The sequence below is a fragment of the Synechococcus sp. OH20 genome (assembly GCF_047502685.1).
Taxonomy (GTDB): Bacteria; Cyanobacteriota; Cyanobacteriia; order Thermostichales; family Thermostichaceae; genus Thermostichus.
Window position 1 is genome coordinate 43,530 of sequence record NZ_JANSIQ010000006.1, and the last position, 25,411, is coordinate 68,940.

General features: G+C 60.0%; 24 protein-coding genes and 1 tRNA gene. 13 read left to right on the top strand and 12 right to left on the bottom strand.

Annotation, left to right across the window (positions count from 1 at the left end; genetic code table 11):
* Nucleotides 1-58 precede the first annotated feature (58 nt).
* Together NW826_RS01255 and NW826_RS01260 are read right to left on the bottom strand one after the other, a co-directional pair.
* Nucleotides 59-2,221: an ATP-dependent helicase gene (locus NW826_RS01255; RefSeq protein ID WP_414509235.1), complete on the bottom strand. Its 2,163-nt coding sequence runs from the start codon at nucleotides 2,219-2,221 to the stop codon at nucleotides 59-61.
* A gap of 11 nt (nucleotides 2,222-2,232) precedes the next feature.
* Nucleotides 2,233-3,090 carry a Cof-type HAD-IIB family hydrolase gene (locus NW826_RS01260; RefSeq protein ID WP_414509236.1) on the bottom strand — a complete coding sequence of 286 codons (858 nt, stop codon included), beginning with the start codon at nucleotides 3,088-3,090 and terminating at the stop codon, nucleotides 2,233-2,235.
* A 214-nt stretch (nucleotides 3,091-3,304) separates the two neighbouring features.
* On the opposite strand from NW826_RS01260, the gene NW826_RS01265 reads away from it, so the two are divergent.
* From NW826_RS01265 to NW826_RS01280, 4 genes are all read left to right on the top strand, one after another.
* The gene (locus tag NW826_RS01265; protein ID WP_414335157.1) at nucleotides 3,305-4,243 is read left to right on the top strand and encodes a DUF1517 domain-containing protein; all 939 of its coding nucleotides are present in this window, start codon (nucleotides 3,305-3,307) and stop codon (nucleotides 4,241-4,243) included.
* Between the two features lie 82 nt (nucleotides 4,244-4,325).
* Complete coding sequence (locus NW826_RS01270) at nucleotides 4,326-5,081, top strand: hypothetical protein (protein ID WP_414509237.1); 756 nt, start codon at nucleotides 4,326-4,328, stop codon at nucleotides 5,079-5,081.
* A 72-nt stretch (nucleotides 5,082-5,153) separates the two neighbouring features.
* The gene (locus tag NW826_RS01275) at nucleotides 5,154-5,912 is read left to right on the top strand and encodes a peptidylprolyl isomerase (RefSeq protein WP_414336790.1); all 759 of its coding nucleotides are present in this window, start codon (nucleotides 5,154-5,156) and stop codon (nucleotides 5,910-5,912) included.
* Nucleotides 5,913-6,005: 93 nt separating this feature from the next.
* On the top strand, nucleotides 6,006-6,734 hold the full coding sequence (locus NW826_RS01280; protein ID WP_414509238.1) for a HEAT repeat domain-containing protein: 729 nt from the start codon (nucleotides 6,006-6,008) through the stop codon (nucleotides 6,732-6,734).
* A gap of 206 nt (nucleotides 6,735-6,940) precedes the next feature.
* Here NW826_RS01280 and bchM read toward each other — a convergent pair whose 3' ends face one another.
* Nucleotides 6,941-7,606, bottom strand: a complete 666-nt coding sequence (gene bchM / locus NW826_RS01285; protein ID WP_414509239.1) for a magnesium protoporphyrin IX methyltransferase — start codon at nucleotides 7,604-7,606, stop codon at nucleotides 6,941-6,943.
* A 159-nt stretch (nucleotides 7,607-7,765) separates the two neighbouring features.
* Here bchM and NW826_RS01290 point away from each other — a divergent pair, with 159 nt between their 5' ends.
* Nucleotides 7,766-8,257 (top strand): hypothetical protein, encoded by a 492-nt coding sequence (locus tag NW826_RS01290; RefSeq protein WP_414509240.1) that lies wholly within the window; start codon nucleotides 7,766-7,768, stop codon nucleotides 8,255-8,257.
* Nucleotides 8,258-8,276: 19 nt separating this feature from the next.
* Here NW826_RS01290 and NW826_RS01295 read toward each other — a convergent pair whose 3' ends face one another.
* The 4 genes from NW826_RS01295 to wecB all read right to left on the bottom strand — a co-directional run bounded on the left by NW826_RS01295 (nucleotide 8,277) and on the right by wecB (nucleotide 12,905).
* Nucleotides 8,277-9,248: a D-alanine--D-alanine ligase gene (locus tag NW826_RS01295; RefSeq protein ID WP_414509241.1), complete on the bottom strand. Its 972-nt coding sequence runs from the start codon at nucleotides 9,246-9,248 to the stop codon at nucleotides 8,277-8,279.
* 69 nt (nucleotides 9,249-9,317) lie between these two features.
* Nucleotides 9,318-10,442, bottom strand: coding sequence for a cell division protein FtsZ (gene ftsZ / locus NW826_RS01300; protein WP_414509248.1), 1,125 nt, complete (start codon nucleotides 10,440-10,442; stop codon nucleotides 9,318-9,320).
* A gap of 655 nt (nucleotides 10,443-11,097) precedes the next feature.
* Entirely contained in the window at nucleotides 11,098-11,667 is a 570-nt protein-coding gene (locus NW826_RS01305; protein WP_414336795.1) for an ureidoglycolate lyase, read from the bottom strand.
* Nucleotides 11,668-11,777: 110 nt separating this feature from the next.
* Nucleotides 11,778-12,905 carry a non-hydrolyzing UDP-N-acetylglucosamine 2-epimerase gene (wecB, locus tag NW826_RS01310; RefSeq protein ID WP_414509242.1) on the bottom strand — a complete coding sequence of 376 codons (1,128 nt, stop codon included), beginning with the start codon at nucleotides 12,903-12,905 and terminating at the stop codon, nucleotides 11,778-11,780.
* 765 nt (nucleotides 12,906-13,670) lie between these two features.
* On the opposite strand from wecB, the gene mgtE reads away from it, so the two are divergent.
* The 3 genes from mgtE to NW826_RS01325 all read left to right on the top strand — a co-directional run bounded on the left by mgtE (nucleotide 13,671) and on the right by NW826_RS01325 (nucleotide 16,076).
* Complete coding sequence (mgtE, locus tag NW826_RS01315) at nucleotides 13,671-15,038, top strand: magnesium transporter (protein WP_414336797.1); 1,368 nt, start codon at nucleotides 13,671-13,673, stop codon at nucleotides 15,036-15,038.
* Between the two features lie 104 nt (nucleotides 15,039-15,142).
* Nucleotides 15,143-15,340, top strand: a complete 198-nt coding sequence (locus NW826_RS01320; RefSeq protein WP_414509243.1) for a hypothetical protein — start codon at nucleotides 15,143-15,145, stop codon at nucleotides 15,338-15,340.
* Nucleotides 15,341-15,374: 34 nt separating this feature from the next.
* Complete coding sequence (locus NW826_RS01325; protein ID WP_414335071.1) at nucleotides 15,375-16,076, top strand: MgtC/SapB family protein; 702 nt, start codon at nucleotides 15,375-15,377, stop codon at nucleotides 16,074-16,076.
* A 227-nt stretch (nucleotides 16,077-16,303) separates the two neighbouring features.
* Here NW826_RS01325 and NW826_RS01330 read toward each other — a convergent pair whose 3' ends face one another.
* The gene (locus tag NW826_RS01330; protein ID WP_414509244.1) at nucleotides 16,304-16,927 is read right to left on the bottom strand and encodes a TMEM165/GDT1 family protein; all 624 of its coding nucleotides are present in this window, start codon (nucleotides 16,925-16,927) and stop codon (nucleotides 16,304-16,306) included.
* Between the two features lie 391 nt (nucleotides 16,928-17,318).
* On the opposite strand from NW826_RS01330, the gene NW826_RS01335 reads away from it, so the two are divergent.
* Together NW826_RS01335 and NW826_RS01340 are read left to right on the top strand one after the other, a co-directional pair.
* The gene (locus tag NW826_RS01335; protein ID WP_414335069.1) at nucleotides 17,319-17,441 is read left to right on the top strand and encodes a hypothetical protein; all 123 of its coding nucleotides are present in this window, start codon (nucleotides 17,319-17,321) and stop codon (nucleotides 17,439-17,441) included.
* A 33-nt stretch (nucleotides 17,442-17,474) separates the two neighbouring features.
* On the top strand, nucleotides 17,475-17,876 hold the full coding sequence (locus NW826_RS01340) for a YraN family protein (protein ID WP_414368059.1): 402 nt from the start codon (nucleotides 17,475-17,477) through the stop codon (nucleotides 17,874-17,876).
* Between the two features lie 109 nt (nucleotides 17,877-17,985).
* On the opposite strand, the gene NW826_RS01345 is transcribed toward NW826_RS01340, so the two are convergent.
* A complete protein-coding gene (locus NW826_RS01345) occupies nucleotides 17,986-18,669 on the bottom strand; it encodes a CBS domain-containing protein (protein ID WP_414336804.1) in 684 nt (227 codons plus the stop codon).
* Nucleotides 18,670-19,171: 502 nt separating this feature from the next.
* Between NW826_RS01345 and NW826_RS01350 the strand changes: the two genes are divergently transcribed.
* Nucleotides 19,172-19,390 (top strand): hypothetical protein, encoded by a 219-nt coding sequence (locus NW826_RS01350; RefSeq protein ID WP_414349065.1) that lies wholly within the window; start codon nucleotides 19,172-19,174, stop codon nucleotides 19,388-19,390.
* A gap of 142 nt (nucleotides 19,391-19,532) precedes the next feature.
* Here NW826_RS01350 and alaS read toward each other — a convergent pair whose 3' ends face one another.
* Entirely contained in the window at nucleotides 19,533-22,202 is a 2,670-nt protein-coding gene (alaS, locus tag NW826_RS01355; RefSeq protein ID WP_414349066.1) for an alanine--tRNA ligase, read from the bottom strand.
* A gap of 282 nt (nucleotides 22,203-22,484) precedes the next feature.
* Here alaS and NW826_RS01360 point away from each other — a divergent pair, with 282 nt between their 5' ends.
* Entirely contained in the window at nucleotides 22,485-24,140 is a 1,656-nt protein-coding gene (locus NW826_RS01360; protein ID WP_414509245.1) for a protein kinase domain-containing protein, read from the top strand.
* A gap of 43 nt (nucleotides 24,141-24,183) precedes the next feature.
* Here NW826_RS01360 and NW826_RS01365 read toward each other — a convergent pair whose 3' ends face one another.
* Nucleotides 24,184-24,672, bottom strand: a complete 489-nt coding sequence (locus tag NW826_RS01365; protein ID WP_414334319.1) for a hypothetical protein — start codon at nucleotides 24,670-24,672, stop codon at nucleotides 24,184-24,186.
* A 49-nt stretch (nucleotides 24,673-24,721) separates the two neighbouring features.
* Here NW826_RS01365 and NW826_RS01370 point away from each other — a divergent pair.
* Nucleotides 24,722-24,795: transfer RNA gene (locus tag NW826_RS01370), tRNA-Asp, on the top strand.
* A gap of 215 nt (nucleotides 24,796-25,010) precedes the next feature.
* Here the strand turns inward: NW826_RS01370 and NW826_RS01375 are convergent.
* Nucleotides 25,011-25,411: zinc ribbon domain-containing protein (locus NW826_RS01375; protein ID WP_414509246.1), on the bottom strand; the 401-nt coding region annotated here is incomplete at its 5' end.

Below are 25,411 nucleotides of genomic sequence, written 5' to 3' on the forward strand. Positions count from 1 at the left end.
CGGGCTTAGCCATGCTAGCAGGCTGCCGCGGGGCAAGGAAGAACCAGAGGCCTCGCTGTCAACTCGCTTCGGAAGGGCGGCTTAACACGCGAAACGCCAAAGATGCACTCTGCTCTTTGCCATAGGGGGATTGGCTGGAGACCGAGAGGGTGAGCCGCCGTTTGCTGCGAGTGATGCCCACGTATAGCAGCCGCAACCGCTCTGCCGCCAAGTCTAGAAAGGCCTGTTCGGTAGGAGAGTTGGCCTGCAGCTCCCAATACCTTCTGGGGCTGAGCTGTCGCAACTGGGCCAGGGCCTCTGCTTTCATGTCTACATCTTCCAAAAACTTCAGCCCCACCGGTCGCTCCCCGTGCTGGGCGGGAAACTCGTAGGCCGACACCTGGGGGATGAACACCTGATCCCATTCCAGCCCCTTGGCACGGTGCAGCGTGGCGACGGTGATGCTGCCCGGCTCGGGGTCGAAGGCAAAGATCTCCGAGGGCAGGTTGTTAAGGTGGCGATCCAGAATCACCTGAAATTCTTGGGCAATCTCCTGCCAATCGACCTCAGGCAGGGATCCCAGCACCTGCTCCAACTGGTCGATGACGTAGTGACCTACAAACAGTTCTTCCGGCTTGCGGTAGAGGCTTTGGACAATCACATTCAGCGCCTCTGCCCAGGGAGAACGCCCGGCCCGTAGCCAACTGGCTAGGGTACACAGCAGCCGGCCTAAGCTTTGCCAAGAGGGGCTATCCGGCAAAGTAGGGGCTTCCCCAAACTGGGGAAACAGCAGCCGCTCCGGCAGCGAGGCGCGGATCCAGTTCAACATCGGCCCCAGCTCCAGGCGCGGGATCCCGGCCCAGTCGGCCAGGTGATCCACAGCAGCGGCCAGGCGAGCGGGGACAGTGGGCTGGGCCAACCAGTCGATTATTCCCTTGAGTTGCAGCAACACCCGCCGCTGGCTGGGGTTGCCCCGCAACAGATCGATCACCCGCTCCGCCCCCAGTTCCCGCAGATAGTCGAGGGCCTTGCCCCCCAGCTCATTGGTGGTGACCAGAATGGCCACCGTCTGGTCGGGGAAGGCTTGGGCGGCTGCCAGGGCCCACCGTGTTACCTCCTGCAATTCCTCTTCCGGCGATCCGGCTACCCGGCGAAACTCCACCTGACCCTCGCTGGCCGGGGGATTCTGGCCGCCAGCGGTGGCCGGACGAATGTGCTGGGGAGCCAGGGCGGTGCGCAGGGCCGGGATGGGGTGCTTCTGGTTCACCCAGTCCACCAGGCGGTTGGCCAACTCGAGGATCTGGGGGGCGCTGCGGCTGGACTCTTCTAAGACTACTCGGGGATTGGCCTGACAAAAGGCGCGAAACAGCCGTGGCTCGGCGGTGGTGAAGGTGCCCATGATGCTTTGGTTGGGATCCCCCACCCGCACCAGGTTGCCGGCGCGCTGGCTGAGCAACCGCAGCAGCTCTTCCTGCAGGGGGGAGCTGTCCTGGGCCTCGTCCTCGAACAGGTAGTCGTACCAGCTTTGCACCTGCTGCCGCAGCACAGGGTCGCGCTCGATCAGCTCCACCGCCTGCCAGCCCAGGTCGTCGTAGTCCAGCTTGCCCAGGCGACGCAGCTCCGCCTGGTAGGCGGCATAGAGGGGGGCGGCCCAGCCCAGATAGCCCTCCCTGTCGGCAGGGATCTGCTCCGGCCCCAGACGCAGATTCTTGGCCGTGCTGATCACCGCCTGCACCATCTGCTGGAAGCTACGCCGAAACCGCGTCCGGTTTCGAACCACCTTCTGGTGGGAATCGTCGGGGGGAATCAGCGGCTCCCAGAGGTGGGTGTGGTGGGCGAGCCAGGCGCGGCAGAGACGGCTGAGCAGGCGCTCCTGTTCATATCCCTCCAGGATGGACAGCTCTTCCCAAAGGCCAGGGGCCTCCCGCAACACCCGCAGCGATAGCGAATGCAAGGTAAAAGCTTGGGTAAAACGCTCCGGATAGCCCGCCTCTTGCAGGCGTTGGTTGATGCGGCTGATCAGATTGCCCCGCGCCGACCGCATGTAGGTGAACACCCCGATGCGCTCCGGCGGGATCCCTCGATTCAGGATGAGGTCGGCAATCAGCAGCTCCAGGATGAACGTCTTGCCGCTCCCCGGGACTGCCGCGATCCCCAGAGGTCCCGAACGATACGCCAATGCCCGTTGCTGTTCTGGACGCAGCGTGACTTGGGGAAAAGGAGAAGCAGCCAAACCCACCATCGGCTCCCTGCCTAGTTGAGAATAAAAGTCTCGATGGCCACCGCCACCCCATCTTCGCTGACGGGGGGAGCCACCCAATCGGCGTGGGGCAGCAGAGCCGGCGAGGCATTCCCCATCGCTACCCCGATCCCCGCATACCGCAGCATCTCGATGTCATTGTCGCCATCGCCGATGGCCATCACCTGCTCCGCCGACACCCCCAGCAGCTCTTCTGCCAGAAAACGAACGGCATTGCCCTTATTCACCGCCGGATGGGCGGCCTCCAAAAAAATCGGCTCCGAGCGAGTGAGGTAGAGCTGCTCAGGAGAATACTGCCGCCGCAGGGATCCCTGTAATGCCTGCAAAAACTCCGTATCTTCACAAACAGCCAGGATCTTGGTGGGGCTTTGCCCATATTGGGCGGGGGAAAGCATCTGGAGCGGCACCTGGGAGCGTTCGGCATAGGCTTGGCTGAGGGGGCTGAGCTCTCGCACATAGAGCTGGTCATCGATGTAGAGGTGCACCCCCACCGGCTGATCCTGCAGCACCTGCAACAGCTCCTCCGTCAGCCGCCAGTCCAGGCTCCAGTGTTTTAAGGTTTTTTGGCTGTCGGGATCGCGAATGAGCGCCCCCTGATAGCTGCAGAGGGGCATATCGGCCCCAATGGCGTGGTGAAACCGCTCGGCAGAGCGATGCATCCGACCCGTCGCAATCGCCACCCGCACACCTGCGGCTTTGGCTTTTTGAATGGCCCGCTGCACCGGCTCCGAAACCTGGTTGGAAGGCCCGGCAATCGTGCCATCGATGTCCACCACCAACAGCCGAACGTCCCTCCGGGATCCCCCTTCCTTTTTTTGCTCTTGGATTTGAGCCTCTGCTCCGGTTTGCATTGCCCCTCCTCCTGGCAACCTCCCAGACCCTAACACGACTGCGGTCGGCTCCGTCGATAGTCTCAATAGGCCAGATTGAAGTGATCCTGAGTTGGATGCTGAGAGGTCAATCGACGGGGATTAGCAATGGTTCAAATGGCCGGTTAAAGGGTTCGGATCCCTGCCCTCTGCTGTTTAAGGAAAGAGCATACAATTGAGGAAGACTAGCCCCGTGATGGACAGAAATACCGTGAACATGCTGAAACGAATTGGTCGCGTCTGCCGGCCTTTGCTAGCCGTTGCCCTGGCCTTGATCTTGGCTTTGGCCCCCGTGAGCGCCGTCTGGGCCCGCAGTGGTGGTCGTATTGGGGGCGGCTCTTTCCGGTCTCCGACGTTCTCTGCGCCCCGCTCCATTGGCCCTCGCTCGGCTCCGGTGTACCCCAGCTATGGGGGTGGGTTCGGGTTCCCCCTGGTGGTGCCCTTTTTCTGGGGGGGCGGTGGCGGCCTGCTGACACTGCTGCTCTTGATTGGGGCCGGCAGCTTTTTGGTGCGCAGCCTGCGCTCGGCTGTTTCCGAAGATGGAGAGGACGGGGTTGGCGACCCGCTGGTAACCGTGGCCCAGGTGAAAGTGGGCCTGCTGGCCAGCGCCCGGCAACTGCAAAAGGAGATCAACGCTCTGGCTCTGGAATCAGACACCCAGTCGCCGGAGGGGCTGAGCCAACTGTTGCAGAATGTCAGTCTGAGCCTGATGCGCTACAGCGACTACTGGGCCTACGGCCATGCCCAGGTGGAGAAGCTGCCCCTCCCCCGCGCCGAATCCCTGTTCTACCAAGCCTCTTTGCAAGAGCGCAGCAAGTTTAGCGCCGAAACCCTCACCAACCGCAATAACCAAATCCAACAGGTTCCCCAAGCGGCGCTGAAGCGCGCTGCTGCTGGGATCCCGGACGTGGGCGAATACCTGGTGGTAACTCTATTGGTTGCGTATCGTGGCAACTTGGGTACACTACCTGTAGTTAATTCCGTGGCGGAGCTGCGGCAGTGTCTGATGCAGTTGGCTGCCATCCCGGCCGAGCGGATTGTGGCCATCGAGGTGCTGTGGACGCCGCAGTTGGAGGGAGACACCCTGTCGGCGGAGGCGCTGTTGACCGAGTACCCGGAAATGCGGCTCCTGTGAGGGAGCTGGGCTGAGGAGACGGCAACAGTCGGCTGAGTGTCTCAACGCCTCGGGATCCCCACCGTGAGGCCAGAGAGGTTCTATGTCCGGGTTGGATACTTCAGCAGCCAGGGGCCGTCGTTCTCCTTGGGTATGGTCTGGCCAAGTGAGGCAGGCAGATTCTCTGTTTGATGAGCTGTTTGGGGATCTGGAGCACAGCCTTGAGGCAGAGGGAGCGGAGGAGTATCCCTATTTGGGTACGCGCCCCCCGTTGCTTTCCCGCCGTTCTTCGGCTGGCGGCGGACTGCTGCTGGGTTTAGCTTTGGCGGCCACGCTGGTGGCGGGGCTGGCTTTTTGGATGACTCCGCGCCCGCGATCAGGGGTTTTCTCACAGGCCGATCCACCTCGGCAAAGGGATCCCGATCTCGTCGAGGCGCTTGGGCCTGCCTATTCCGCTTCCCTGCCAGCCCAAGAGCCGTCCTCGGCTTCAGAGGAGGAAGGTCGCCTGGATCTGCCTGAAAAGGTTATCTCTCAGGAGCCCAGCGGAGAGGTCGTGGCCAAGCCGGCGGCGAGAACGATCCCTGCAGCGGCAGCCAGCGCTCCTCCTGCCGCTCGAAGGTCTGCTCCGCCGGCGCGGATCCCGCCTCAACCGCCGCCCCAGATGAAGTTGGTGGGGTTGATCCACGATCCGGGTGCCCCTAAAGCCTTGATCTTGGTGGACAACGTGGTGCGGCAGGTGCCGGTCGGCCAGGCGGTGAAGGGAGAGTGGCGAGTCATCTCCATCAGCCCCTACGGGGTGGGCGTGAGCAACGGCGTTCGCAGCGTTACCTTGCAGTTGGGGTTGTCGCAACGGATCTAGATATCTCTCTTTTGTCTGGAGAGGGATCCCCGTGGAAGGTTGGATCGATAAAGAAAAAGGGAGAAGGGGCAGATGAAATTCGCCAAGCTGGGGCGAATGAGCCGCGGCAGAGTGGGATTGGGCTTAGCTTTGGGGTACCTCTGTCTCGGTCTGTTCGCTTGTCGCAGTGCGCCCCCCTCTTCTGGCTCTCCATCTGGGATCCCGCCGGCCTACGCCCATCGCCCGCAACTGCAAGGGAAGGCAGTGGTGGAGCTAGAGGTGCAAACTGCTGAAGGAGTGGGCAAGGTCCTCTTGGAGATCCGCGGAGAGGAGGCGCCCCTTACCGCCGGCCAGTTTGTGGATTTGGTGCAGCGGGGCTTTTACAACGGTCTCACCTTCCATCGGGTGGAGAAAGATCCCCAGCCCTTTGTGGTGCAGGGCGGGGATCCGCGGGGAGATGGCACCGGCGGCGCCCCAGAGCCGGGCAGCAACCGCTTGCGCACCATCCCTCTGGAGATCCAGGTGCGCGGAGAGCCTCACCCCCGCTACAACACGTTGATCGAGGATCCCATCGCCCTGAGCAAGCTGGCCTTGCCCCATCGCTTGGGGGCGGTGGCCATGGCCCGTTCCAGCCCTCTCGACTCGGCTTCTTCCCAGTTTTATATCGCCCTCTCTGCTCTGCCGATCCTGGATGGGCGCTATGCCGTGTTCGGCTATGTCACCAGTGGCATGGAGTGGGTGGAGCGCCTGCAGGTGGGGGATGTGATCCGCTCGGCGCGGGTGCTGGAAGGAGCGGACTTGCTCAGGTATCCAGCAGGAGCAGATCAGACGGCGGCCCCCGGCGGTTTATGATAGGCAGCAGCTCTGCTGCTGGTTCGGCTGTCGTGGCTTGGGGAGGGGAGAGTTTTGTGCTCGCCCTCTCCACCAACCTGTGGGCGCCTTTTCATGCATGAAGACGCTTTTTCTCCTCTTGAACCCCTAGACGAGCTGCCACCTCACTCGCCGCCGGAGGTGGATGTGGAGCGGATGCTGCAGCAGTTGCAGGATCCGGATCCCCGTTTGCGGATGCAGGCGGCCCGCGCCTTCTGTGAGATCGAAGAACCCCGCGCCATCCCGCGCCTGTTGGCTTTGCTCAGGGATCCCTGCCCGTTGGTGCGGGTGGGAGCGGCCTATGCCCTGGGTCGCAATCCGGATCCCGCTGAGGTGGAGGTGCTGATCGACAGCTTGCGCCGGGATTGGAATGGCTATGTGCGCAAAGGCCTGGTGTGGGCCCTGGGCAATGCTAAGGATCCCCGCGCCTATCCGGTGTTGCTGGAAGTGTTGGCCGAAGATATCGCGGCAGTGCGGCTTTGGGCGGCCAGCGCCCTCGGACAATTGGCCCAAGCTCAGGTGTTGTCCGGCCCGGCTCTGCAGGAGGTAGCGGCAGCCCTCTGTCGGGGTTTGGCCCACGATCCGGTGGCGGCAGTCCGCGGCAACTGTGCCTGGAGCCTGGGGATCTTCGGGCAACAGGTGAGACTGGCTCTCGAGGATCCCACCGTTTACGCGATGTTGAAAAGGCAATTGCTGACAAGCGCCAGCCGCGATCCCGATTGGGGAGTGCGGGACGATGCGCGGCTTGCCCTCCTAAAATTAGCGGATCCCGACTTGCCGGAGCAAGCGGATAACCTTAAGTAAACTACCCGACACGACTACCCCCGGCCCCTCTCCCTCAGGGAGTCAGCCCAAGCCCTCCGCGCCGCTAACGCGACCACCCCCAGCCCCTCTCCCTCAGGGAGTCAGCCCTCACCCCCAGCCCCTCTCCCTCAGGGAGAGGGGAGTTAGGGATCGAGGCAACGAACGGTTTCATTGCCATTGGAAACGACTGTAACTGGGCGGCGGCTTCAGCGAACCAGATCGAGCAGCCAGGCAAAGTAGAAGCGGCTTTGAATGGTTTGCCGTTGTTGCACTTTCCAGCCCCACTCGGCAAGGTGGCCCACCAGCGTCGCCTCGCGGTGCTGATAGGCGCGGGTGGTCTTGCTGGGGCCGGGGAAAAACTCCCCCACTTTCTTCAGCAGCGTCAGCCAGGGAGTTTTGGGAGCAAAGCTGAAGAGCAGACGAGACTTGGCCAGTCCGGTCAGGTGCCTGAGCATGCGCAGGGCGTCGGCTTCGGGATAGTGGATCATCACATCCAGGCAGACGACGACATCGTACTCCCCTGTCAGTTCCTCCAAATCCAAAACCTGAAACTGGGGGTTGTCTGTGGATCCCAGCTCCATCTGTTGGCGGCGACGCGCTTCGTTGACCATTTGCTCGGAAATGTCGCTGGCGAACACCTGCGCCCCGCAGGCGGCCAAAGGCAAGCTAAGGCTGCCCACCCCACAGCCGGCATCGCAAATGCGCAAACCGGAGGGATCCCCCAGCCATTGCAACACCGTCTCGACCGTGCGGGCATGGCCCAGTCGAATATCTTTTTGGACGAAATTGACTTCCTCGTTGCCGTAAATGCGGCGCCAGCGCTCGAAGCCGACCGTGTTGAAATAGTTGCGGACGATGGCTTTTTCTTGCATAAGACTGCTAGTTGTATGCCGGGATCTGCCGGGGAATCACTCCTGGGCGGGCAGATTGGGGATGCGGATTACATTTTACCCCGAAGCCGCTGCCGTCACTCCCAGCGCCTGTCCCATGCCTGTATTAGAATTAGCTTGCCTTCACCGGAATAAAACTCAATGACGGAAGCTGAGATTGCCCAGGCGTTGCAGGCCAGCTTGGCTGTCCCTGTCAAAATTGCCGTCAAACGTCGCCAGGGCCATTTGCACGTTCTCCTCAACCGCTCCCCGCAAACCCAGCTCGACTACCCCCATCTCACCCAACAGGTGCGAGCCGCGCTGGAGGCATTTGGCCCATCCGGCCTGGAGCAGGTGACGGTCTATGGACGCACCTCGGGACATTCCGAATACGAGTGGCAGCAAACCGAGCCGCTGCGGGATCCTCTCTTGGGCGCTGAGGAGACTACGCTCGTGCTGGAAAAGCAAGGCAATCGGCTGCTGCAGGATCTGACGCTGGTTGCTCCCGATTCCGCCGGCCCCCAGCCTGAGCCCAAAGAAAAGGATCCCGGCAAGAAAGCTGCTGGCAAAGGCGGATCCCCTATTGCCTGGCTGTGGCCGGCAGTGCTGATGGTCGGGATGGGGGTGGCGGTTTTGCTCCTTTTCTTTCTCTAGAAAGCAGCCTGGCTGGGGATCAAGCCGGCTGTGGTGAAGGCCGGGATCCAGACGGGGCTGGGCGAGTCGAAGCCGCCCTTTGCAGGGCATCCTGCAGCATCCGCTCCACCAGCTCCGTAAACGTCCACCCCAGCGCCGCTGCCGCATCAGGGCAAAGCGAAGTGGGGGTCATGCCGGGCAACGTATTCACCTCCAGCACCCAGGGGTTCTCGTCGGCATCCACCCGCAGATCCACCCGCGCCAGGCCCTCACATCCCAACACCTGATAGGCCCTCAGCCCTGCCGCCTCGCAGCGGGCCAATCCTGACCCCGTGAGGGAACAGGGGATCAAATGCCGCGAGCCGCCGGGGGCATACTTGGCTTCGTAATCGTAAAAATCCCCCTGAGCGGGGATGATCTCAATCGCCGGGAAAACCTGGCCGGAGAGGATGGAGAGGGTGATCTCTTTGCCGGGAATGTAGCGCTCCAGGAAAACCCGCGAGGAGACCGAGCTGGCCAACTCCAGCCCCTGAGCAAATGACCTCTCATCCTGGACAATGCTGATCCCCACCGTCGAGCCGTTGTTGCTGGGCTTCACCACCAGCGGGGATCCCAAGTGCGCCACGCACTCGGCCCAGGAGAGCGGTTGCGCTTCATCCCAGACCAGCCACTCAGGGGTGGGGATCCCTGCGCCGCGAAAGATCTGCTTGGACACCAGCTTGTCCATGGCCAGAGCGCTGGCCAACGGCCCGGATCCCTGGTAGGGCAGGCCCAGCCACTCCAGCATCCCCTGCACCACCCCATCCTCGCCGCCGGGGCCGTGCAGGGCAATCCAGACGAAGTCGCAGCCGGCCTGCCGTTCCTGCCAAAGGCGCAGCGGCAGATCCTCCTCCGGGTCGATCAGCTTCACCCGATGGCCCAAATCTTCCAAAGCCCGCTTACAGGCTTTGCCCGTTACCCAAGAAACCTGACGTTCTGCCGAACGACCCCCTGCCAAGACAACAATGTTCATGGCTTAACCCCAAAGCACTCCCCACTCTCAGCAACCGGCACCAGGATAGCCGCATCCCCTTACTCTAACCTACGAAGGAGGGCGGCGGCGGCGCAAAAACTCGGGAATGTCCAAGCCCCCGGAAGCAGGGGGCTCAGGCTCAGGGGGCTGCCGAGGCGATGGCTCAGGGCTAGGAAAGGTGGGCTTGCGCATCCCCACCCCCACCTTGTTGGCGACAGAGGCTTTGGGTGCAGAAGCGCTGGCGGCGGCCCGCGATCCGTCAAAACCAGTGGCGATGACGGTGATGCGCACCTCCCCTTGCATACGCTCGTCTTGCACGGTGCCGAAGATGATGTTGGCTTCTGGATCCACTGCCTCGGCGATGATCTCAGCCGCTACCGTGACCTCGTGCAATGACAGATCCAGCCCGCCGGTGATGTTAAAGAGCACGCCCTTGGCCCCCTCAATGGAAGTTTCCAGTAGGGGAGAAGACACGGCGGTAATGGCGGCTTCGCGGGCGCGGGACTTGCCGGATCCCATGCCAATGCCCATCAGGGCGGTGCCAGCATCGGCCATCACGCTGCGCACATCGGCAAAATCCACGTTGATCATGCCGGGGATGAGGATGATGTCGGAGATGCCCTGCACCCCCTGACGCAAGACATCGTCCGCGACGCGAAAAGCCTCGTGCACAGGAGTTTGCTCGGAGATCACCAAGAGCAGCTTGTCGTTGGGGATCACGATCAGGGTATCGACCGCCTCCTGCAGCGCTTGGATCCCTTCTTCAGCCTGCTTGGTGCGCCGCTTGCCCTCAAAAGAAAAAGGCCGCGTCACCACCCCCACCGTCAGGGCGCCGCTGGCCTTGGCAATCTGGGCAACCACAGGCGCTCCCCCTGTCCCTGTGCCCCCTCCCATGCCGGCGGCGATAAAGACCAAATCTGCCCCTTTGAGAGCTGCTGCAATTTCTTCGCTGGACTCTTCGGCGGCTTTCTGACCAATGGCCGGGTTGCCGCCTGCCCCCAGCCCGCGGGTTAACTTTTGCCCGATTTGCAGACGGCTCACCGTTGATGTCGAGCACTGCGCAAGGGCCTGAGCATCCGTGTTGATACTCCAAAACTCAACACCCTTGAGGTTGCTGGCCGCCATCCGACTGACCGCGTTGCCACCTCCCCCCCCTACGCCCACCACCTTAATTTTCGCGGCATTGCTCGGCATGTTCTCCTCTGGATGATCCGCCGCCTTGGTCTGGGCTCCGTTTCTCTCGTACTCGACCTGAGAGTCCTCCCCCACGTAGCGCTCACTCCAGGGGGAAGGCGTTGACTGGGCTCGCTCCAAGCCTTGCCCAGGATTGGGGGGATGGAAGTCCGACCAATTGTTGGATGGCATGTCAGCCCTCAAGATAGCTTAATTCTGGCAAATATTGTATTGAACATGCTAGCTGATTTAATATAAGTCAACTCTCCCCCGATGCCAACGGTGAAGACGTTTGTGGATCTTCTAGGCGGATGCGGCTTTCGTACTTTGCCTATGAATCTTCTCTCGCAGTTAAGCTTCCTCTTTTGTACAAGCGAGGTTCCTATCGAAGGGCATGTATTCCCGAACACCTAGTAGGTAGAGCCCAAATTAGGGCAAACTGTTGCCCCCAGCGCGCTTCGGTCAGAGCCGAGCTTGCGCTTGCCTAAAAGCTAACCTTGCGTTTTCTTTTCAGAGTATTCGATAATACTCACCCCTCCCAATTAGAGCCTGGCAGACCAATCGCCAATTTTTGCCGATTTTTAATGCTGAGGTTTGGGTATTCTGCAAACTACCCGAAGGCTTCCGCGCCGAAAGAGTCAGTGGGGGGGTTGCCGTCAGGGATCCGCCCATAGGCTTAGAGCGGCTGCAAATGGATCTCCGCGTTCAGCCGCTGGGGCAGGGAAATTTTAAACACGTCCCCCTGATCCATTTCCTGGGCCGTCGTCATGCTGGCCAGGGCCTCTACCACTTCTTCGGAGTTGGCGGTCAGCACGACAACGGGGCGCTCGCCGGCGACGGGGAAATCGTGCCAGGTGCCGCGGTGCAGCAGCAGCCCGTGCCCAGGGGGGAATCGCAGGGCTTGCACTTTGTCGAGATCGGGGAGGGTTTTGGGATGGTTGGGGGGAGCCATCACCATGATGAACGGCTCCTGCCCCAGGCCGACAAACAACTGGGTCATGCGCAGGTGGCGCTCCAACCAGAGCACAGGCGGGTAGCCGGGCAGGATCTTAGCAGTACGGATAACGGCCTTGCCGGTGTATTGAAAGTCAATGTTCTGCCCTTCTAAAACACGCCCCTGATAAAAAGGGATCCCCAACCCGGGATGGGCTACATCGTCCCCCAGCAGTTGGCCAAAGGGCCGCACATTTTCAGGGGTTGCCTCCACAATCGGCACCCGGACAACGGTGGTGGCAGTTGTGCTCATGGTTCTTGCTCTTTGTTCGCTTCAGAGTCCATTTAACTGGCCATCTTAATAAAAGCGACAGGTAAAGAAACGGTTTTCCCAGTAACGGTCTGGGCTTCCTCAGTTCCTGTTTATTTTTTGGGGCCTTGCGAGTTAAGCCACCGCTCGATGATGTGGTGAATTTGCCGGGCGGCAGTGCCGTCGCCGAAGGGGTTTTGGGCTTGAGCCATGCGGGCATAGGCCTGGGGATCCGTGAGCAATTCTCGGGCCGCCTGCAGGATTTTTTCGGGGTGGGTGCCCACCAGGCGGGCGGTGCCGGCGGCAACGGCTTCCGGGCGTTCGGTGGTTTGCCGCAGCACCAGCACCGGTTTGCCCAAAGCTGGCGCCTCTTCTTGAATGCCGCCGGAGTCGCTGAGAATGAAGGTGCAGCGCTGCATGGCGCTCACCCAGCAGGGATAGTCCAAGGGATCGGTGAGAAAAACCCGCTCCCGGGATCCCAACAGGGCCTGCAGGGGATCCCGCACCACCGGGTTGGGGTGGAGGGGCAACAGAAGGGCGGTATCGGGGAACTCGGCCAAAAGTTGCAGCAGGGCCTTGGCGATGGTTGTGAGGGGATCCCCCCAGTTTTCCCGCCGGTGCACGGTAACCAACAAAACCCGATAGCGCTCCCAGTCCAGGCCAGGGATGGGACAGGGGAGCCCGAGGGAGGCCACCTGCAGCAGGGCATCGATGACGGTGTTGCCGGTGCAGTAAATGGAGCCGACCACGTGGCTGCGCTTAAGGTTCTCCACCGCCTGGGGGGTGGGGGCAAAGTGCAGGCTGGCCAACTGGGAGATGAGGCGGCGATTGGCCTCTTCGGGGAAAGGATGGTAGAGATCATCCGTGCGCAGGCCGGCTTCCACATGCCCCACCGGGATGCGTTGATAGAAAGCGGCCAGAGCAGCAGCGAAGGCGGTGGTGGTGTCGCCCTGCACCAGAACCAGTTGGGGCTGGCGCTCCTGAAAATAAGGCTCAAGGCCGCGCAGGGTGGCTTCGGTGATATCGGTCAGGCTTTGGCGGGGACGCATGATCCCTAGATCCCGATCCGCCTGCAGGCCAAAAAGTTGCATCACCTGATCCACCATCTCCCGGTGTTGCCCGGTCAAGATTACCTCGGTGCGCAGATGGGGACTGGTGCGCAGGGCTTGGATCACCGGGGCCAGCTTGATGGCTTCGGGCCGCGTGCCCAAGATCACAGAAACCAGGGGAAGGGTGGCCATAGGTTTATGGGCAGCGGTTTCCCCAAGCTCACAAGCCGCCAGGATAGGGATTTTGCTCAGTCAGGCTGGGAGCAGAACCCGGAAGAGGTTGTGCTCTCTTGTTCACTTACCCCGATCTTAGCTCCCCAGCCACTCCGCTGATCGTTCACCGGATATGCCGGACAGAAAAAGGTTGACGGGATCCCCCTCCGGCAACTAGCCTAAAAAGGGCTGAAGAGATCCTCTTCAGGCTGTCCGGGTTGTTCCGGTTCAACTTTCTTGGAGGAAAACGTTCAACACCATGGACGCTTCTGGCAGTTGTAGCACTGGCCGGCAAGGATCGCTCTTCGGGGATCAAATCCTTGGAGACCTACATCCTACTGGTGTCTTCCTTTTTCCCGCTGACAGCTTCAGTCGTCGCTTGAGAGGATCCCGTTTCGCCAACGCGAAGGGGCAGGAGAGCTTTCTCAAATAGCTTCTGGCTTGGGTGGCTCTCTCGGTCGGCGACGAACAGATAGGCTGAGCAGAGCTCGACCTGAGCATCGGAAAAGGGAAAATCAGGAGTGCTTCAAAGGGGACTTCCCCTGGCTTTGGCTTTTGTAGGTGTTCGTGGGCCAGGGGATCCCTTTTATCGACTTGGGCTTTTGGGCTTCGAGTCGGGTCTAAGGTTTTGTGAGGCGTTCAGCTTCAGGGCTCCCATGAGCTTTGGAGCACGAGTTGGCCGTTGCCCTCCGGGTCTTTTATCCGGCTAACTTCAACCTTCGGAGGTTTGTTATGCGGCAAAACATGCTTCGCGATCTTCTCTCTCCCGCCTCTTTGGAAGCCGCCAAGCGAGCGGCCAATCGTGCCCCTATTGCCGAGCTGGTGCAGCAGTTAATGGAGATTTCTCCACGGCAGCGGGTTTTGGCTTTTCGCCTGTTGGAAAAAGACAAAGCTATGGCGGTATTTGAGTATCTGCGGCCCGAAGAACAGGCCGATCTCATCCGCAGCATGGAAGACCCAGAGGTGATCCGGCTGGTGGAAGCCCTACCCCCAGACGAGCGGGTGCGTCTATTTGAGGAGCTGCCGGCCAAAGTTACCAAGCGGCTGATCGCCAACCTCAGCCCAGAAGCCCGTGAAGCCGTGAATATCCTGCTGAACTACCCGGAGCGCAGTGCCGGTCGGCTGATGAACCTGCGCTACTTGGCGGTGCGCGATACCCTCACCGTCGGGGCGGCTTTGGCCAGCGTGCGCGACTCCCAACTGGGGGACGACGAGCTGGATGTCATCTTTGCGGTCGATGACCAGCGGTTCTACAAAGGTCTGGTGCGCACCGTGCGGCTGGTGAAAGTGGATCCCGACCTACCCATTCGGGAGCTGATCGAAGGATCGGATATTGTTGCTCGGGTTACCGATCGAGATTTGCAAGCAGCCCGCCTGCTTAAGGATTCCGGCTTGCCGGCCATTCCGGTGGTAGACAGCGAAGGGCGCTTGGTGGGGGATATCACCTTTGAGGATGTGATCAACTTGGTGGAAGAGGAGGCTACGGATGCGGCTTTGGCCCAGGCCGGGGTGGCTAGCTTGCTCAGCCGCGATAAGGTGTGGAGCGAGCGGCTGGTCAAGGGATCCCGCTGGTATTCTGTGCGTTTGCGCCTCACTTTTTTGATCATCACCCTGATCGGCGGCATGTTGGTGGGGGGAGTGATTGAAACCTTTGAGGAAGTGTTGCAGGCAGTTACAGCGGCGGCTGTTTTCATCCCGGTGATCATGGATATGGGCGGCAATGTTGGCACCCAATCCACCACCATCTTTGCCCGTGGTCTCGCCTGGGGCCATATCAACGTGAAGCAGTTTCTTGGCTACTTGCTGCGAGAAGCCAGTATTGGCGGCATTATTGGTGTCATTCTAGGGGTTGCGGCTGGGGTGATTGCTTACTTCTGGCAGGGAGCACCCAATGGGATCCCACAGTTGGGTCTCGCAGTGGGCCTATCTATGGCCATTGTGTTGACTTTGGGAGCTTTTCTGGGAGCGATTCTGCCCTGGATCCTCTTAAAGCTGGGCTTTGACCACGCTCCCGGGGCAGACCCTTTCATCACCACCATCAAAGACTTCACCGGGCTCTGGGTGTATTTCACCCTGGTAGCTTGGCTGGTCGGCGTTGAAGTCGAGCTCTGAGGCCGCTCTTTTCCCCTTGCAGTCCAACTTCGGCTCCCAGGCTACCCCCGGCCTGGGGGAGCTGGTTTGAGATTGAATCCGATTATTCGTTCAGGAGGTGTGCCATGACCTTGAAAGCTCCTTCCACCACAGCTCAGCTCCGGTTGCTGCTGCAGCGCTACGCCCATCGAGTCAGCATAACCTGCGCTTTAGAAACAGGTGGTAAGCTGGCCCCAGAAGTGGCCTTTGCTCAACTGGAAACCCTCTGGCAGGCTCTGGAACAGGCGGCCAAAGCCCTTGGGATCCCAGATGTAGCCGACTAGCCCTCACTCCTCCACGAGAACTGGAGCCTGACCTATGACCTGGATCGACTTCACCTTCCGCCTAACGGTTGCTTTTATTTTGGGATCCCTCATCGGGTTGGAGCGACAGTGGCGGCAGCGCATGGCCGGCCTGCGCACCAACACCTTGGTGGCCACCGGTTCAGCCTTGTTTGTCATGCTCTCAGTTCTCACTCCTGATGAAAGCAGCCCGACCCGCATTGCTGCCCAGGTGGTGTCGGGGATCGGCTTTTTGGCCGGGGGCGTCATCCTCAAAGAAGGGGCCAGCGTGCGCGGCTTGAACACCGCTGCCACCATCTGGTGTGCGGCTGCCGTGGGAGCCTTTGCCGGGGCGGGGTATATTCCCCAAGCCGCTATTGGGGCAGGAGCTGTGCTGATTTCCAATATTCTGCTGCGCCCCCTGGGCTACCGCATCAACCAGCAGCCCCTCAAAGGCACAGAACTGGAACTGGTCTATGAGTGTTCATTTATTTGCAAAAGCCATGCGGAAGCCCACCTGCGCGCTCTGCTGCTGCAGGGCATAGCCCCTTCCCATCTCAAATTGCGAGCTCTCTACAGCGAAGATCTGGAGAACAAGCCCGACCTCGTTAAAGTCGAAGCGGAGCTGGTTACTCAAACCCGCGATGACCAGGCTCTAGAACAGGTTGTCAGCCGCCTCAGCTTAGAGCCAGGAGTGATTACTGCCCGCTGGCGCATCATCGAACAGGAATTTGGATAATCCGAACTTTTTCTCCCGACTTCATGGAAGTTCTATAGCCAAAAGGCAGAATGTGACCAGCTCAACACAGAGCGGACCCTTGGGATATGAGGCGAGAGGAGATTTTGTAGTCCAAGCGGAAGCAGATCCTGTAGTTGTGGTTATTTCAAACCCGACTACACTCCTCGGTGCTCCGCTTCACTGACGCAACAAACTGTTTCATGACCATTTGAAATAACTACAATCGTTTACCCTAACAATTCCCAACTGGTTACCAACGCAAACAGCAGAAACAAGCCGCCCCCCACCCAATGCACAGCCCGTTCAGAGATGTGGGCTGCTAAAAAGCGACCACCCACCACCGCCAACCCCACCATCAGCCCATGGCCGAGGGTGGCCCCTGCCCAGACACTCAATCCCGGATGGGTGGCTGCTAAAGAAACGGTAGCAATCTGAGTTTTGTCCCCGAACTCGGCCAAGGCGGTCAGGCTAAAGGCCTCCCACACAACAGCCCAAGCCCCGCCGTGGCCAGCACCTTTTGCTTCGGCTTGCTCCACCAGTCTGAGGGCTTCTTCCTCTTCTTCCTTCTCCTGCTGGGGAGTCATTTGGTAAGCTTGCCAGAGCATTCTTAGTCCAAAAGCCGCGAAAACTCCAGCCGATAGCACTCGCACACCCAGGGGTGGCAGCAGCTTAAAAAGCACTTTCCCGGCCACCACCGCCAGCAAGGTCATAGCGGCCAAAGCCAGCCACGTTCCCAAAAAAACCCAGCGGCGCGGGTGGCGCATAGCCAGAATCAGGGGGGTAAAAAAGGTCTTGTCCCCAAATTCCGCTACCGTGACCAATAACAAACTGGACGCAAAACCAGCCCACATTGTTTAGCCTCCAACCTCTCTTGTGTGTGGAATTGGCTCACACCCGGAGGCGAAGGCTGGAGAAGTCAGACGGACTCACCAAGCTCACCTCCGCGTGAACTCAGTGAAAGTCTCGTCACCAAAGCAAGATCCTCTGCTTGCCTTGTCTCTTGCACCGGGCTGTTTTCAGCCAGTATGTCGATGCAGAGGGCGGTAAGCGGCCTGACTACTCCCTTTCCAGCCTGAATGGTAGCATGCTCAGCTCATCAAGAAAAGCTCTCCGTTCGCGCCCGTAGCCCTTTGGGATCCCTGACATGCCGTGCCTTGCCGATGTTGATGCTGCTTCCCGCAACTATGCAGGAGAGACAGGTTATCATGGTCACGGTTCAAGAAAAAATCAGGAGAAGACCACGTGGATGCAAAGCTAGTCTTGGTGGGGGTTGCTCTTGCCCTCTCTTTGGCAAGTTTTTACTTCGGCACCCGCAACGGCTTTTACGACACCGACAAATATCACGGCAATGGCTCCGCCCACTAGAGCTGAGCACTGGTTTTTTCTTGGTATTTTTTCATGGATCCCTTGCCCAGAAGAGCTTCCCGCCAGAATACAGGCGATGCTGGAGAGGGCTGGGTGCGGCAATATCTGTGTCAGCAAGGCTGGCAGATCCTGGCTCAGCAATGGCGCTGCCGTTGGGGTGAGTTGGATCTGGTTGCCCACAGAGCAGATGTGCTGATTTTTGTAGAAGTGAAAACCCGCAGCCCCGGTAGCTGGGATCAAGGTGGGCTTTTGGCGGTTGCGATCCCCAAGCAGCGACGCCTGATCCGAGCTGCCCAAGCCTTCTTGAGTCAGCATCCTCACTTTTGCGAATTGTCCTGCCGCTTTGATGTCGCCTTGATAGAGCGCCGGCCCTCTCAAGAAGGGGCAAGCTATGTGTTGGTTGATTACCTGGAAGCAGCTTTTGAGATTTTTTGAGGCCAACTCACCTTGCTTGTCAAGACTACCGGCCTCAATAGGATCATCCAAGTGGCTGATGTGTGGCGGCCCTGGCCTATTTTTTTCTGGCCAGGAAGATCATGGTTAGTTAGACCGCGAAAAGAGAGTCTTCCCCCGGATCCCTTTCCGTTCGCGCTAGCGGGCCGTAGGCCTTGGATGGGATACAAGATTGGCCCAGACGACCGACCACCGAAAACAGCTCCGCTTGTTCCACTACGCCCTTGAAGCGCCCTTCTCGATCTACAACGGCGATGGGAACTTCTCGATCCCAGTAGCGAAATAGCTCCTCCAAGCTGGTGGAAGCCTGAACTTGAGGAAAGTCTGTCCGCATTGCTGTGTGGATATCTTCCTCTCCTGCCTGTAGAGCCTGTTCCAGAGACGCCGGAGATAAAACCCCCACAGGACGCCCCTGGCGATCCAATACATACAGAGTGCTGAGATCATGCTCGCGCATTTGGGCAGCCGCAGCCGAAAGAGAATGGGCTGTGAGAAAATCTACGTCGTTGCTGGCCAGAGCGGCATGGGCCAAAGCCACCTGAAGCTGTTGCGTGGGCTCAACCTGATAGCCTAGTTCCCGCAACCCCTCGTTGATGATCTCGGCCAAAAATAGCGAGTAAAAATTGGTCGAGGCAGCAGGCCGGATCACCTTACCCTCTGCCCCGGCTCTCCTCTGAGAAAAGACCGGCGATGAAGCTGGGGATCCCATTACAAAGGCCAACCCCAAACTCAACAGGACGGCAGAGCGGCCCAGCGAAAACAAACTCTTAACCATTGCCAAACAAGCTCCAAAGTGCAAGATGACACCGATGCGTCTTGGAATGCTTAACCCAGAGATTTCCAGTTTTTAACTGATTTTTAACCATCTCTTGACTTGCATTTTTGTTGATCGGCATCGCTGTGCTGAGCCGATCTTAACAGCTTTGCGATGCAGCCCTCAGACACGACAGGCAAGATTTGCATCAAGACTGTAAGCAGGAAGAATTTTTACTCAAAAGCTGGGTCTACAGCCCCGTCTTTTTGAGGATTGGGCCCATGTATGCAAAACAACCAAGTGGGGATCCCTCAGCAGCTTGAAGCACTGTCAAGTTGGGAAGGATTGGAAGCCGATCCATTCCCATTTGGGATGGCAGGATCCCCGGCTCTTTTCTGCGCGCCCAGAAGCGGCAACGGATGCGGGCTGGGTTGCGAGCTTGGCGTAGGGATCCCGTGGCTGTGCCAGAGCCTGGGGCAAGCTGGTATAAGATTTTCTTTCCCCGCCATCCCAGCTAGATAGCATGAAAGCACACGAGTTCTGGGCTCACACCGACAGCCAAGGTCAACTGATTTTGCCTGTGCAGGCGCAGGAACAATTGCCCAAAAATCAACTTGTGCGGGTGCTGGTGTTGGTGGATGAGGGGGAGCCGGCAGATTCTTCACAAGAGCAGCAGCCCACCGCCTCATCAGACGAGGAGCATCTTGGGTACGGAGACACCGTTCCCTACGACGGCATTTAAGTTCACCTGAGTTCACCTCAAAGCGCGCTGTCAACAGAGGGGATCTTGGCCGGACAGCCGCCAGCGGTTCAGGTGGGAGACGCACCGCGAGCGCTCCGGGCCGCTTCCCTCCCCTCCGCCCTCTCTCAAGGGGAGAAGGAAGTTAAGAGCTCCGCCCCGCCGCCGCGATCAGCTCTGCTTGCAACCGTTCCTGGGCCGCCTGCAAAGCCTCTGCCAGTTTCTCCGGTTGCTTGCCACCGGCTTGGGCCAAGTTGGGCCGTCCGCCGCCGCCCCCCCCGGTGAGTTTGGCGATCTCGCCGATGAAGGAGCCTGCCTTCAGGCCAAGTTGCTGCACCGCCGGGCTAAAGGCGGCCACTAGGCTGACCTTGCCGGCTTCCGGCACCGAGCCCAGCACCACCGCCCCTTGCCCCAGCTTGTGGAGCAGATGCTCGGCGGCGGTTTTGAGGGCCTCGGCGGGGGTGGATCCCAGTTCCGCCACCAAGATCTTAAGATCTCCGACGGCAGCCGCCGCGGACAACAAACGTTCGGCCTGCAGCAAAGCCAACTGGCTGCGCACCTCCTCCAGCTCTTTTTGGGCGGCCTTCAGCTCCGCCTGCAGGGCGGCGACCCGCTCCGGCAGTTCCTGGGGCTTGGCCTTGAAATGGGCGCTCAGCTCCCGCACCACCTTGTCCCGCTCGTTCAGGTATTCCAGCACCGCCGGCCCGGCCACAGCCTCGATGCGACGGATCCCGGCAGCCACCCCGGTCTCGGCGATGATCTTAAACAGGCCGATCTCGGCGGTGTTGTTGACATGGGTGCCACCACACAGCTCCATCGAAACGCCCGGAAAGTCGATCACCCGCACCTCGGCGCCGTATTTTTCCCCGAACATGGCCACGGCTCCTTTGGCTTTGGCCTCCGTTAAGGGCATGATGGCCACCTGAGCCGCATGGGCCTCGGCAATCCAGGTGTTCACCAAGTTTTCAACCTGTTCCAGCTCCGCGGGGGTGACGGGTCGGGAGAGGGTGAAATCAAAGCGCAGCCGGTCAAAGGCCACCAGGGATCCCGCCTGGCTGATGGAGGGATCGACAATTTTTTTCAGGGCTGCCTGCAGCAGGTGGGTGGCGGTGTGGTGGGCCTGGGCGCGCCGCCGACAGGCCAAGTCGATCTGAGCTTGCACCGGATCCCCCACCCGCAGGATCCCGCGTTCTACCCGGCCAAAGTGAACAAACAGATCCCCTTGCTTTTGCACATCTTCCACGCGCACCAGCAAGCCGTCGCCGGAGAGGTAGCCACGGTCGCCGATTTGCCCGCCAGATTCGGCATAGAAAGGGGTGCGATCCAAGACAATCTGCACCGCTTGCCCTGCCTCAACTTGGGGCACCGATTTTCCTTCCACCAACAGGGCCTCGACCACGCCGCGGGCAGAAGATTGGCTGTAGCCCAAAAACTCTGTTTGGCTGAGAAAATCGGCCAGCTCGTCCAGGGATCCCTGGGCCGTCAGGTCGATGGTCTGGTGGGCGGCGCGGGCCCGCTGCCGCTGTTTCTCCATCTCTTGCTCAAAGCCCTCTAGATCCACGCTGAAGCCGCGTTCCTGGGCAATTTCTTGGGTCAGCTCCAGCGGGAAGCCGTAGGTATCGAAGAGCTTGAAAGCGTCGGCACCGGAGATCTGCTTTGGCGAGCCGCCGTTGCCAGGGGAAGATTCGACGGCAGCAAACAGATCCAGCAGCAGCCGTTCCCCCCGCTCCAGGGTCTTGAGAAATTGCTCCTCTTCCCGCTGCAGCTCGGTTTTGATCAGGGTTTCTCGCTCCCGCACCTGAGGATAGGCAGCCTCGGCCAACTGAATCGCGGTCTCTACCACCGGAATGGTAAAAGGCTCGCCGATCCCCAAGAGCCGCCCGTGGCGCACCATCCGCCGGATCAGCCGCCGCAGCACATAGCCCCGATCCACATTGGAAGGAAGCACCCCATCGGCAATCAAATGCATCACCGCCCGCGCGTGATCCCCGATCACCTTCAGGGAGATCTGCTGCTCCGGGTCGGCCTTGGCGTAGTTCAGCCCGGCGATCCCAGCCGCCGTTTGAATGATGGGAAAGATCAAGTCGGTCTCGTAGTTGTTGGGCACCCCCTGCAACACCTGGGCCAGCCGCTCCAACCCCAGGCCGGTGTCGATGTTTTGCTTGGCCAGCGGCATCAAGTGACCCTCGCTATCCCGGTTCAGCTCCATGAACACCAGGTTGTAGATCTCCAGGAAGCGGGAGTCATCCTCCAAATCGATCCGCTCATCCCCCAGCTCCGGCTTGAAGTCGTAGTAGATCTCAGAACAAGGGCCGCAAGGGCCGGTGGGGCCGGCAGCCCAGAAATTGTCCGCCTCTCCCAGGCGCTGGATGCGGTGGGCCGGGATCCCTACTTCATCTCGCCAGAGGGCAAAAGCCTCTTCATCTTCGTGAAAGACGCTCACCACCAGCCGTTCCGGCGGCAGGCCGAACACCTCCGTCACCAGCTCCCAGGCCCAGACAATGGCCTCTTTTTTGAAGTAGTCGCCGAAGCTGAAGTTGCCCAGCATCTCGAAGAAGGTGTGGTGGCGTGCCGTTCGCCCCACATTCTCGATGTCGTTGGTGCGCACACATTTTTGGGCGGTTGTAACCCGCGGGTACTCTGGATCCCGATGTCCCAAAAAGATCGGCTTAAAGGGCAACATGCCGGCAATGGTCAGCAGCACCGTCGGATCTTCCGGCACCAGGGAAGCGCTGGGCAACACCTGATGGCCCCGCTGGGCGTAGAAGTCCAGAAACGTTTGCCGAATAGCAGCACCGGAAAGAGCTGGAAACATGACAGGGCAGAATGGGTGTATTTATCAATTCTAAGTTTTCTGCCTGCGGGGCAGTCTAGCCCTTGTTGTCTTGACCTTGTTTCCCCCGCCCTCATCCGCGGAAAACTAAGCGATTTCTCCGATTATCCCCAGGGGGGGCAGACGCTAGAATCAGCCTAGCTGAGGCAGTTGTGCAAAATTTGTTTCTCCTTGGTCTAACCTGTATGTATCTATCACAACTGGCCTGTCCAGTTCTCGGCTCTGTGTCGGTTGTCCGGATCGCCAGCCGGTAACCCCAAAGGTATGTCCAACTGCTACTGTCTTAACCCTGCCTGCTTGCAACCGGAAAACCCGGCCGACGCCTCCACCTGTGCCGCCTGTGGCCATCCCCTTCTGCTGCGCAACCGCTACCGGGCCTTCAAGCGCATCGGCCAGGGGGGATTTGGCGCTACTTTCTTGGCCCGCGATGAGGACATGCCTTCCAAACCTTGGCGGGTGATCAAGCAGTTGCGCCCGGTCGAGGGATCCCCGCAACTGGCCAAGTTGGCGGAGGAGCTGTTCAATCGCGAGGCCCAAGTGTTGGAGCGCCTCGGCGAACATTCCCAGATCCCCAAGCTCTACGCCCACTTCCAGGAAGGTGGCAAGTTCTACCTGGTGCAGGAATTTATCCAGGGCATTACCCTCTCGCAGGAAATGCGTCGCCATGGGCCCTTTTCGGAAGCACAGGCCCGGCAGGTGATGCAGGAGGTGCTGCTGATCCTCAGCTATGTCCACAGCCACAACACCGTTCACCGCGACATTAAGCCAGCCAACCTCATTCGCCGCAAGGAGGATCAGCGGCTGGTGTTGATCGACTTTGGAGCTGTGAAGGAGCTGGGGCCAGCCCAGGAGCAGACGGCGGAGGTGACTGCGATCCGCTCCCTTGGCTTTTCTCCCCCAGAGCAAGTGGCCGGCCAGGCGGTCGGTCCCTCCAGCGATCTCTACGCTCTGGCGGCTACCTGTATCAACCTGATGACGTTGCAATCTCCGGCCAGGTTTTATAACCATGGGACGGGGGAGTGGGATTGGTCGGATTGCCTACAGCTCAGCCCCGAATTCGACGCCATTTTGCACCGCATGTTGCAGCCGGCCATCAACCAGCGCTTTGCCACCGCTACCGAGGTTTTGCGGGCGTTGCAAGGGATCCCGGTGGAGAAGGTAGGCGGCCCCATCTCCCAGCCCATTGTGCTGTCCGACTCTCCCCTGTCTCCAGGCTCCTCGGTGATCTCCGGCTATTGGGCCAAGCACCGCTCCGGCGGTTTCTCGCCCACTCCTCTCCCTCAGTCCAGCGCGGGGGGAATGACGGGCGGCAGCCCGGTAGCCAGCCCCTCTGAGTGGGGGAGCAGCACCGGTTTCGCCCAAGTGAGCCGAGCCAGCAGCATCACCAGCGGCGGGCGGATCAAGCCGGCCACTCCACCGCGGATCCCTTCCATGGCGGGGGCCGATCTGCGGGGAAAGTCCTTTGCCAACCAAAACTTAGCCGGTTACGATTTGCGCCAGGCTGATCTGCGTGGAGCCGATTTCTCAGGGGCCAACTTGCAGGGGGCGGATCTGCGCGGCATCCTCTTCAACACCCCTCAACCCTATTGGCTGCAGGTTTTAGGTCGACTGTCTGGATCGGCCAAGACGTTGGGAGGGATCCTGGCGGGCTTAGGGGGGCTGCTGGGCTCGGGTATCCTGGCCTTTTTGCTGGTCCGCCTGACCACGGGTGATTTGGTTTATGCGTTGGGAGCGGCTGGGATCGCTTTTTTGGTGGCCAGCTCGGTGCTCTGGTCTGTGACCGGTAGGGTTCGTTTGGCTCGCCGTCCAGAAGACCAGAGCAAGCGCTTTACCAACTTTTGCAAAGCCGATCTGCGGGGGGCACGGATGGACGAGAAGCTGCGGAAGTTTGCCCGCCGACAGGGGGCCATCTTGAGTTGACAGGGGGTGGCAGAGCGGGGATCCGGCTTTGTGATAAGTGTCATTAAGCCGGGGAGGCCCCTCTGCGAAGGGATTGGTTGACCTGTTCTGTCAGAGCTCGGCAGGCCACGGTTTTGCCCTGCTGCCGATTCCCAACTTGGTCGTAAAAGACAATGCCATCAGCCCGGGAAAAGCCCAACGCCAAGAACAACAGCTCCAAAACCCCAAAAGACACAGTCTCCAACTCCGGCGCTCGCTCCCTCAGCTCCGCCAGGGTGGCCTGGGCGTCTTCCAGGTGGCCGAAAGCCGGGATCCACACATGGCTGACCGGTTCGCCTCCCGGCGAGGACTCTGTCTGGTCGGGCTTTTCTACCACCCGCACCGTCAGCCAGCCGCCATCGGGATAGCGCAAGGTGGTGTATTGCAGGTGATCCAGATGTTGGGCCACCTGGGTGAGCACATCCGCCACCTGTTGCATCACCGCTGCTGGGATCCCATTTTGCGGAGCGCTATCCACAAGGGCTGCGGCCTGCCCTGCCAGACTCACCACCATGATTGACAACAATCCTCATCCAGATTCAAAATAGATATTCGCAGCGATTGGGGCTGTAGTTCAATTGGTTAGAGCACCGCCCTGTCACGGCGGAAGTTGCGGGTTCGAGCCCCGTCAGCCCCGTACTCCTGAACACACTCTAACCTAGGAAGTTTCCTGCAGTCTCGTTATGGCCACGCAGCGCTGACCGCTCCCAGGCTCTTTTCCCTCGCTCGTAGGAGGGTGGCTGCATTCCCCCAAAGACCGGAAGCAGCGGGATGTTTTCCTTTGGAATGACCATGGGCAGGGAGTGTTGCAAACGGCATCGGCAATGTAGATAGGGCCATCGTAGGTATGAACTACCCCACCGCGTAGGCGGGTGGGGTTTCCCCATCCGCTTTACGGCGAGATTTTTGTCTCTTCTTCTGCCCCAGTTGCTTCATCGTTCCCGTGTACCGGGTCTGTGAAGTAGAGCTGAAGCATCCAAGACTCACGAGGCTGGTTCCCAACCCCGGTTGCTGATTAGTAGCAACGTTGTAGAAAACCATCACCGTTCCCCTGTCCCGCGGTATCGCAAACCCACAGGCAGAACAGACATGGTAACGGTTACTTAGCTCTGCCCACTCCTTGTGAACAGCACCGCACTTGGGACAGCGCTGAGACGGCTTGAGGGTTTGCGTGGGAAGAAACAAGACCAAACCGCCCTTCTGCTCAATTTTGTAGGTCAGCAGCCGGTTGAGGGTTGCAAAACCTACCGACA

Bases quoted from the DNA above. Each gene is read 5' to 3' on its own strand.
- NW826_RS01360 (WP_414509245.1), top strand. From the start codon at position 22,485: ATGTCCAACTGCTACTGTCTTAACCCTGCCTGCTTGCAACCGGAAAAC.
- NW826_RS01275 (WP_414336790.1), top strand. From the start codon at position 5,154: ATGAAATTCGCCAAGCTGGGGCGAATGAGCCGCGGCAGAGTGGGATTG.
- NW826_RS01340 (WP_414368059.1), top strand. From the start codon at position 17,475: ATGGATCCCTTGCCCAGAAGAGCTTCCCGCCAGAATACAGGCGATGCT.
- NW826_RS01280 (WP_414509238.1), top strand. From the start codon at position 6,006: ATGCATGAAGACGCTTTTTCTCCTCTTGAACCCCTAGACGAGCTGCCA.
- alaS (WP_414349066.1), bottom strand. From the start codon at position 22,202: ATGTTTCCAGCTCTTTCCGGTGCTGCTATTCGGCAAACGTTTCTGGAC.
- NW826_RS01325 (WP_414335071.1), top strand. From the start codon at position 15,375: ATGACCTGGATCGACTTCACCTTCCGCCTAACGGTTGCTTTTATTTTG.
- NW826_RS01365 (WP_414334319.1), bottom strand. From the start codon at position 24,672: ATGGTGGTGAGTCTGGCAGGGCAGGCCGCAGCCCTTGTGGATAGCGCT.
- NW826_RS01265 (WP_414335157.1), top strand. From the start codon at position 3,305: ATGGACAGAAATACCGTGAACATGCTGAAACGAATTGGTCGCGTCTGC.
- bchM (WP_414509239.1), bottom strand. From the start codon at position 7,606: ATGCAAGAAAAAGCCATCGTCCGCAACTATTTCAACACGGTCGGCTTC.
- NW826_RS01305 (WP_414336795.1), bottom strand. From the start codon at position 11,667: ATGAGCACAACTGCCACCACCGTTGTCCGGGTGCCGATTGTGGAGGCA.
- NW826_RS01260 (WP_414509236.1), bottom strand. From the start codon at position 3,090: ATGCAAACCGGAGCAGAGGCTCAAATCCAAGAGCAAAAAAAGGAAGGG.
- NW826_RS01295 (WP_414509241.1), bottom strand. From the start codon at position 9,248: ATGAACATTGTTGTCTTGGCAGGGGGTCGTTCGGCAGAACGTCAGGTT.
- NW826_RS01290 (WP_414509240.1), top strand. From the start codon at position 7,766: ATGACGGAAGCTGAGATTGCCCAGGCGTTGCAGGCCAGCTTGGCTGTC.
- NW826_RS01345 (WP_414336804.1), bottom strand. From the start codon at position 18,669: ATGGTTAAGAGTTTGTTTTCGCTGGGCCGCTCTGCCGTCCTGTTGAGT.
- wecB (WP_414509242.1), bottom strand. From the start codon at position 12,905: ATGGCCACCCTTCCCCTGGTTTCTGTGATCTTGGGCACGCGGCCCGAA.
- NW826_RS01320 (WP_414509243.1), top strand. From the start codon at position 15,143: ATGACCTTGAAAGCTCCTTCCACCACAGCTCAGCTCCGGTTGCTGCTG.
- NW826_RS01255 (WP_414509235.1), bottom strand. From the start codon at position 2,221: ATGGTGGGTTTGGCTGCTTCTCCTTTTCCCCAAGTCACGCTGCGTCCA.
- NW826_RS01330 (WP_414509244.1), bottom strand. From the start codon at position 16,927: ATGTGGGCTGGTTTTGCGTCCAGTTTGTTATTGGTCACGGTAGCGGAA.
- mgtE (WP_414336797.1), top strand. From the start codon at position 13,671: ATGCTTCGCGATCTTCTCTCTCCCGCCTCTTTGGAAGCCGCCAAGCGA.
- ftsZ (WP_414509248.1), bottom strand. From the start codon at position 10,442: ATGCCGAGCAATGCCGCGAAAATTAAGGTGGTGGGCGTAGGGGGGGGA.
- NW826_RS01350 (WP_414349065.1), top strand. From the start codon at position 19,172: ATGAAAGCACACGAGTTCTGGGCTCACACCGACAGCCAAGGTCAACTG.
- NW826_RS01270 (WP_414509237.1), top strand. From the start codon at position 4,326: ATGTCCGGGTTGGATACTTCAGCAGCCAGGGGCCGTCGTTCTCCTTGG.